General features: G+C 75.2%; 4 protein-coding genes. 3 read left to right on the forward strand and 1 reads right to left on the reverse strand.

Annotated elements, in window-relative coordinates; translation table 11 throughout:
* Window positions 1-103 precede the first annotated feature (103 nt).
* Window positions 104-2,314, forward strand: a complete 2,211-nt coding sequence (locus AB0K10_RS27660) for an adenylate/guanylate cyclase domain-containing protein (RefSeq protein WP_363688186.1) — start codon at window positions 104-106, stop codon at window positions 2,312-2,314.
* A 69-nt stretch (window positions 2,315-2,383) separates the two neighbouring features.
* On the opposite strand, the gene AB0K10_RS27665 is transcribed toward AB0K10_RS27660, so the two are convergent.
* Window positions 2,384-3,202 carry a class I SAM-dependent methyltransferase gene (locus AB0K10_RS27665; RefSeq protein ID WP_363688188.1) on the reverse strand — a complete coding sequence of 273 codons (819 nt, stop codon included), beginning with the start codon at window positions 3,200-3,202 and terminating at the stop codon, window positions 2,384-2,386.
* A gap of 108 nt (window positions 3,203-3,310) precedes the next feature.
* Between AB0K10_RS27665 and AB0K10_RS27670 the strand changes: the two genes are divergently transcribed.
* Both AB0K10_RS27670 and AB0K10_RS27675 read left to right on the forward strand, forming a co-directional pair.
* The gene (locus tag AB0K10_RS27670; protein WP_363688190.1) at window positions 3,311-6,592 is read left to right on the forward strand and encodes a BTAD domain-containing putative transcriptional regulator; all 3,282 of its coding nucleotides are present in this window, start codon (window positions 3,311-3,313) and stop codon (window positions 6,590-6,592) included.
* 84 nt (window positions 6,593-6,676) lie between these two features.
* The gene (locus AB0K10_RS27675) at window positions 6,677-7,369 is read left to right on the forward strand and encodes a hemerythrin domain-containing protein (protein WP_363688192.1); all 693 of its coding nucleotides are present in this window, start codon (window positions 6,677-6,679) and stop codon (window positions 7,367-7,369) included.
* Window positions 7,370-7,596: the final 227 nt, after the last annotated feature.

The following is a 7,596-nucleotide window of genomic DNA, read 5'->3' on the forward strand; positions in this document are numbered from 1 at the left end:
CGAGTGGCCGACATACGTCGTTCTGCCGATCCCCCGTCAGCCCAGGAATGCCAATCTCCGAGGGTCGTCAGCCACCAGCGGGGGAAGGGCCGGTGCGCAACCCATGATCACTTTTGTCGCCGACACGCAGCGGACCAACCGGCCACACTGGCCGGTGCCCGAGGAGAGACGCACCGTCACCGTGCTCTTCGCCGACATCGTCGGCTCCACCGCGCTCGTCGACCGGCTCGATCCGGAGGACGTCCGCGCGCTGCAACGGGCGTACTTCGACACGGTCGCCGCCGTGCTGCGCCGCTGGCACGGAGTGGTCGAGAAGTACGTCGGCGACGCGGTGATGGCACTGTTCGGCGCGCGGCACTCCGACGGCTTCGACGCGTACCGGGCGGTGCGGGCGGGGCTGGAGATCCAGGCCGCGCTGGATCGCCGGCCGATCCTCGGTGACATCACCCTGCGGGTGCGCGTCGGGATAGCCACCGGCGAGGCGGTGGTCGACCTGGGCGGCGCCGTCAGCGGCGGCCACGGCGTGGCCAGCGGAGCGGTGATCACCACCGCGGCCCGCCTGCAGGAGTACGCCGCTCCCGGCGCCGTCGCGCTGTGCGCCGCCACCGCACGGGCCACCGCCGGTCTCATCACGCAGCGTCAACTGGCGCCGGTGCCGGTCGCCGGTCGGGTGCCGCCGATGCCGGTGTGGCACGCCGCCGGCCTGGCGCGACCGGGCACCGAGCGGCACGACGGTCCACTGATCGGGCGCCGCCGCGAGCTGGCCAGCATCACCGACCAGGTGACCCGGGCGCTGCACGAGCGCGAACCGCGCTGGGTGTCCCTGGTCGGCGCGAGCGGCAGCGGCCGCAGCCGACTGCTGCACGAGCTGGCCCGGGGGCTGCGCACGGTGGACGGGATACCGGTGCGCTGGTGCGTGGTGGGCTGCCCGCCGTACCCCGACCAGGTGCTCGCGCCGGTCGCCGAACTGGTCCGCGGTGTCGCCGGCATCCGCCACGGTGACGGCCCGGCAATGGTCCGCGACCGCCTGACCGACGCTCTGACACCGCTGTACCGGCCGAGCCGGGTCGCGGCGGCGGTGGCGGCGCTGCAGTCGCTGCTGACCACCCCCGACGGTTCGGCCGAGGCGCTGGCCGGCGCGGCGGTCTGCCGGGACGCGCTGCTGCGCATGGCCGCCCACCGGCCGCTCGTCGTCGCCGTGGACGACGTGGACCGCGCCGCGCCGGCCGTGAGCCGCTTCCTGCACGCGCTGTTCACCGCGGCGGCCGTGCGCGGGTTGCCGCTGGCGGTGCTGACCGTGCATCAGCCGCAGTGGGCCGACACCCGACCGGGCCCGGCTCACCGGGTGCCGATCCGTCCCCTGGCCACGGTGCAGTCCGGGCGGCTGCTGCGCCAGCTCCTGACCCGCGCCGGGCAGACGGTGTCCCTGGTCGACAGGCTGCTGCCGCTGGTGGGCGGCCGACCGGGGCACGCCGCCGCGTACGTGGCGTCGATCGTGAGAGGCGCGGACCCGACAGCGCTGCCCGACGCGGTACGCCGCCACACCGTTGCCGAGCTGGACCGGCTCGACGGCGAGCGCCGGGCGGTGCTGATGGCCGCCGGCACCCTCAGCGGCGTGCTGTCCGGCGCGGCCATCGACCGGGCGCTCGGCTGGACGCCGGGGCGGTCCGCTCCGCTGCTGCGCGCCCTCGTCGCCGCCGGGGTGCTGCGCCAGGCCCACGCCCGCGGGTACGCGTTCGTCGCGCCGGCGCTGCGCCAGGTGGCCGCCGAACGGCTTCCGCGCGCGCTGCGCGCCGTGTTCGCCCGACGGGCCGCCGTGTCCCCGCCCGGCATCGCGCACTCCGGTGCCGACCGACGCACCCTGATCCGGCGCAACGCCGGTCGGCCCACCGTCCGCGCGGCCACCAACCGTGCCGCCGCCACGCTCGCAGCGGTCGGCGCCGGTGGCGGCTGGTCGGCGGGGCCGGCCGAGGTGGTCCGCCTCGACGTGGTTCGCGCCCGGGTCGGCGGCCTCGACGCCCGCTTCGCGGCGCCGCCCTCCGGCGCCGCCGACCCGGCCTGGCGACACCGACGCGTCCGTACCCCGACGATGGCGACCCCACCGGCCGCGCCGACGCGCGGTACCGACCGTCCGCCCGTTCCGCGCCGGCTCCGCGCCGTCGCGCCGGCCGGCGACGTCCCGCCGGCCACCGCGAGTGATCGGCCGCCCACCGTCGTCGACCGGCCGGTGCCGTCGATCGTCGCGACCGGCGCGCGTGTCGTGCCCCGTCCACCGTCGAGACACCGGCCGGAGGGCCTGGCCGCCTCGGCCTGAGGGCGAGGCGGCCCGGCGTCGACCACTGACGCGCCGGGCAGCCTCGGCGGAGAGCGGCGTCGGCGTGCGCTACGGCACGGTCGCCGAGGCCAGCAGCGCGGCGGTGGGCAGCGCGAGCAGGCCGTCCGCGTCGCGGTAGGCGGCGGTCAGCTCGTCGTACGCGGCACGGACGCGGGCGATCACCGCCGGCGGCTGGCTCTCCAACAGCAGCCCGGGCCTGCTGATGCCGTTCGCCGGGCCGCTCCACCACGCGTCGGGGTCGGTGCGATGCACCCAGGTGATCGTCTCGCACCGCACGTCGTCGAGGCCGGCGGCGTCGAGCAGGCCGGCCAACCCGTCGACGGTACGGGGGAAGTCCCGCTCCGCGTCCACCGCCGGCACGGCGGTCGAGAATTCGACCCCGGCGGCGGCGAATACCTCACCCCAGAGACGCTGCGCCCGAGGTGGAGGGTGCGGCCACGTCGTCACGGCGATGCGACCGGTGGATTGCACCACCCGTCGGAGCTCGGTGATCGCGGCCGCCGGGTCGCCCACGTGGTTGATGACGAAGTTCGCCACGGCCGCGTCGAACCGCCCGGAGTCGAACGGGAGACGGGGCAGCGCCGCGAGGCGAACCTCCTCGGCGGACGGGAGCCGGCTACCCGCGAGGGCGACCATGCTGGGCTCCGCGTCCACGGCCACCACACGGGCGCCGCGCGCGCACGCCAGCCCGGCCACGGTCCCGGAGCCGGTGCCGACATCGAGCACCCGGGTTCCGGCGTCGACGTCGGCGGCGTCCAGCAGCACCGGGGCGGGATGGGCGCACAGCAGCGCGAAACTGCCGTCGTACGCCATCGCCCGCCCGGCCCAGCGCGACCGCTCGTGGTCGTCGAAGGTCGTGGTGGTCATCGCCGCACCCCCGCGAGGATCATGATGGTGACGCCACGGTATCGCCCCGTCAGGGGTCCGGCGAGATCGCGAAAGCCCCAGACGCCTGTGACTAGGATTGTCGCAGTCATGCTGTTACGGGTGCTCGGGCCGCTCGAGGTCGAGGTCGACACAGGCGGGCCGGTCGACCTCGGTGGCCCCCGCCAACGCGCCGTGCTCGCGCTGCTGCTGGCGGCCCGGGGCGAGGTCGTCTCCGTCGGCCGGATGATCGAGGAGCTGTGGCGGGGGGACGCGCCGCCCCGGGCGATCGTCTCCCTCCAGGCGTACGTCTCGCACCTGCGCCGCGTGGTCGAGCCGGCCCGCGAGCGCCGCGCGCCGGCGCGGGTCCTGGTCACCGTGCCGCCCGGGTACGCGCTCCGGGTGCCCGCCGACGCCCTGGACGCCGGTCGGTTCGAGACGCTGCTGGCCGAGGCCCGAGCGGTGAGCCTCGCCGACCCGGAGCGCGCACGCCCCCTGCTGCGCGCCGCGCTCGACCTGTGGCGCGGTCCCGCGTACGCCGAATTCGCCGCTGAGCCGTGGGCGCAGTCGGAGATGCTGCGGCTGGAGGAGCTGCGCCTCGTCGCCCGGGAGTTGCTGCTCGACGTGACAGTGCGCTGCGGCGACGCTGCCGAGGCGGTGCCCGAGGCGGAGCTGCTGACCCGGCAGGCGCCGCTGCGGGAGGAGACCTGGCGGCTGCTGGCGTTGGCGTTGTGGCGTACCGGTCGGCAGGGGGACGCGCTCGCCGCGCTGCGGCGAGCGCGGGCGACCCTGGCGGACCAGCTCGGCCTGGACCCGGGCCCGGCACTGGTCGAGGTGGAGTCCGCGATCCTGGGTCAGCGCCTCGACCTGCTCCCACCTGTGGTCGCGGCGGCGCGCGTCGATCGACAGGCGCCGGAGGAGGTGTTCGTCGGGCGGGAGGCCGAGCTGGCCGATCTTCGGCAGGCGGCCGCCGAGGCGGAGGTGGACGGGCCGCGCGTGGCGCTGCTCGGCGGGGAGGCCGGCGCCGGCAAGACCAGCCTGCTCGCACGGTTCCGGGAGGAGTTGGACGCCCGCGGCTGGCTGGTCACCCTCGGTCGCTGCCCCGAGGTGGAGGGCGCCCCGCCGGCCTGGGCGTGGGTCGAGGCGCTGCGGCAGCTCGCCGCGCAGACGCCGCCGGGTGATCTCGCGCCGGCGCTCGCCCCGCTGTTGGACGAGGGTGCCGGCGAGGCGGGCGGCGACGTCACCGCCGGCCGGTTCCGGCTGCACCGCGCCGTCGCTGCCTGGTTGACCGCCGCGGCGGTCGACAGACCCGTCGCCGTCGTCCTCGACGACCTGCACGCCGCGGACGCGGAGACGCTGCTGCTGTTGCACAGCGTGACCGAGATGACCACCGGCGCCGTGCTGTTCGTCGCGGCGTTGCGGCCCGCCGACAACCCGGAACGGCTCGCCGACACCATGGCCGTCCTGGCCCGCCGGTCCCCCCACCGGATCCAGCTGGGCGGTCTGACGACGTCCGAGGTCGAACGGCTGCTCGGCGCGCTGGCCCGGACGACAGTCGACCCGCAGACGGTCACCGCGCTCACCGAACGCACCGGCGGCAACCCCTTCTACGTCCGGGAGTCGGCGCGGCTGCTCGCCGCCGAGGGCACCCTCGTCGCCACCTCCGACGTGCCCGAAGGGGTACGCGACGTGCTGCGTCGGCGGCTCTCCCGCCTGCCGTCGTCGGCGGTCTCGGTGCTGCGCCTCACCGCTGCCGTCGGGCGGGAGGCGGAGGTACGGACACTTGTCGACGCCGCCGACACCGACGAGGGCGCCGTCCTGCACGCGCTGGAAGCCGGGCTGAGCGCCGGCCTGCTCACCGAACCGGCGCCGGGGCGGGTGCGGTTCGTGCACGGCCTGGTCTGCGACACCATCTACACCGACCTACCGAAGCTGCGCCGCACCGGCCTGCACGCTCGGATCGCCGCCGCCACCCGTCGGCTGCGCCCCGACGACTACCCGGCCCTGGCCCATCACTACGTCCGCGCCGCGTCGACCGACACCGCGCCGCTCGCCGTCGACTACGCCGTCCGCGCCGCGGAGCTGGCGGAGCGGCGGTACGCGTACGACGCCGCGATCGAGCTGCTCGGCAACGCCGTCGAGGCCGCCGCATCGGTGCCCGGGGACCGTGCCGCGCTGCAGGTCGACCTGCTGGGCCGGCTGCTGCGCGCCCAGGCCCGGGCCGGTGCGGTGGCCGCCGCCCAGCAGACCCGCACCCGGGCCGTCGACATCGCCATCGCGTCGAACCGGGACGAGCTGCTGATCGCCGCGTTCACCGCGTGGACCGTCCCCAGCCCGTGGCTGAGACACGAGTACGGCGCGGTGGACCACACGGTCATCGAACTGCTCACCCGGCTGCTGCGCGCCGACGACCTCGACCCGGTCACCCGCTGCCGACTGCTCGACGCGCTCGCCACCGAGCTGGACGGCGAGGCGGACCCTCGCGGTGCGGCGGCCGGGCGGGAGGCCCTGACGATCTCCCGAGGGCTCGACGATCCCGAGTTGCGCGCCCTCGGGCTGGCGGCCCGGCTGCGCACCATGAGCTACGAGTCGCAGGCGCCGCAGCGCCGGGAGCTGGCACTGGAGCTGCGTGACCTCGCCGACGAACACGGGCTGGTGAGCTACCAGTGGGTCGCCGAGCAGGTGCTCGGCCACGCCGCCGCGGCGCTCAACGAGCCGGCGGAGTTGCGGGCGAGTGTCGCCCGGCAGGGGCGGCTGGCCCAGACGTACCAGCTGAACGAGGCCCAGGTGCTGCACCTGTGCTCACTCGCCGTGCTCGCGCACATCGCCGGCGACTTCGAGGCCGCGCGGCGGCACTACGACGAGGTCGCCGCGCAGATGCGGCGGCAGGGTTCGCTGCACGCCGAGGCGTTCCACTACTTCGCCGTGGGGACGCTGCTGATCAGCCAGGGGCGCTTCGGCGAGCACGTGGAGGCGACCCGGCGGGTCCGCGGGTTGCTGGGGCCGATCGTGGACGACCTGCTGGCGTTGGCGCTGATCAGCAGCGGACGGGTGGACGAGGCGCGGGCGATGCCGATCGGCAGGCACATCTACCGCCCGGACTACTTCGAGTCGGCGCTGCTGAGCGTGCGCGCGATGGTCATCGTGGCGCTGGGTCGACGGGACCTGGCGCAGCCCGTGATCGACGCGTTGCTCCCGGTTCGTGACCAACTGGCCGGTTTCTCCACCACGGCGGCCGTGGTGCGGCCGATCGCGCTGACGCTCGGGGAGCTGTTCCGCCTGGTGGACCGCCCCGAGGAGGCGGCGCGGCACTTCCGGCTGGCGGCCAGCGTGGCGTGCCGGTGGGAGTCGCCGCACTGGCTGGCCGAGGCGAGGGCGGCGCTGGCCGACTGAGCGCCCCTCGGGTTCCAAGCCGGTTCCAAGTGGCGACACACATGATCGACGTGTTTGACCCACTAGGCCCTCGGAAAGGTCACCGTGAACCAGAACCACCAGGAAGCCATGGCCGACGTCCGCGACATGTACATGGTGCACATCCTGTTCCGTCGCGAGTTCGGCCTGCTTCCGCAGCTCGTCCGGGGCGTACGACCGGGCGACGTGAAGCGCGCGGAGGTCGTGGGCGCCCACGCCGCGCTCATGTGCCAGCAACTGCACCTGCACCACGAGGGTGAGGACATCTTCCTGTGGCCGCTGCTCGCCGAGCGCGGAGGGGCCGAGGCTGCCGCCGTCGTGCCCACCATGCAGGCACAGCACCACGCCATCGAGGAGGCGTACGAGGCGGTGGTCGCCCTGCTGCCCGAATGGCGTCGGACCGGGCGTGACGGCGCCGAGGTGGCCGACGCGCTGGAGCGTCTGCGCGCCGCGGCGACTGAGCACATGGCCATGGAGGAGGCCGAGATCCTGCCGCTGGCGCAGCGGTACGTCACCGCTGCGGAGTGGGCGAAGCTCGGCGAGCACGGGTTGCGCGACACCCCGAAGAAGCATCTGCCGCTGACCTTCGGGATGGCGATGTACGAGGGCGACCCCGAGGTGATCAAGGCGGTGCTCGCGCATGCCCCGCTGCCGGCGCGGTTGCTCATGCCGGTCCTGGCGCCCCGGCTGTACGCCACGCACGCCAAGCGCGTCCACGGCACCGCCACTCCCCCGCGCATCGGCGCGAACGCCCGCTGACAGCGGCAGCTCACCAGCCCACGTTGCTGGTGAGCTGCCCCGGTGGCCCACCAGAGTCGCCGGGCGGCGACCCCACCGGGCCGGCTCACCACGGCCGGCGGACGGCGAGATCTTGGACAGTTTCCGTTAGCTGGGCGGGCTCAACTGGTGGTTGCAACACTCAGGAGCTGGGTCATCTTCTCACCTGGGGTGGCCCAGCCCAGGGTCATACGGGGGCGGTCGTTGAG

The organism is Micromonospora sp. NPDC049274 (assembly GCF_040678875.1).
Lineage (GTDB): Bacteria > Actinomycetota > Actinomycetes > Mycobacteriales > Micromonosporaceae > Micromonospora.

Excerpts from the sequence above, each read along its gene's own strand:
- AB0K10_RS27660 (WP_363688186.1), top strand. The coding sequence starts at position 104 with ATGATCACTTTTGTCGCCGACACGCAGCGGACCAACCGGCCACACTGG.
- AB0K10_RS27665 (WP_363688188.1), bottom strand. The coding sequence starts at position 3,202 with ATGACCACCACGACCTTCGACGACCACGAGCGGTCGCGCTGGGCCGGG.
- AB0K10_RS27670 (WP_363688190.1), top strand. The coding sequence starts at position 3,311 with ATGCTGTTACGGGTGCTCGGGCCGCTCGAGGTCGAGGTCGACACAGGC.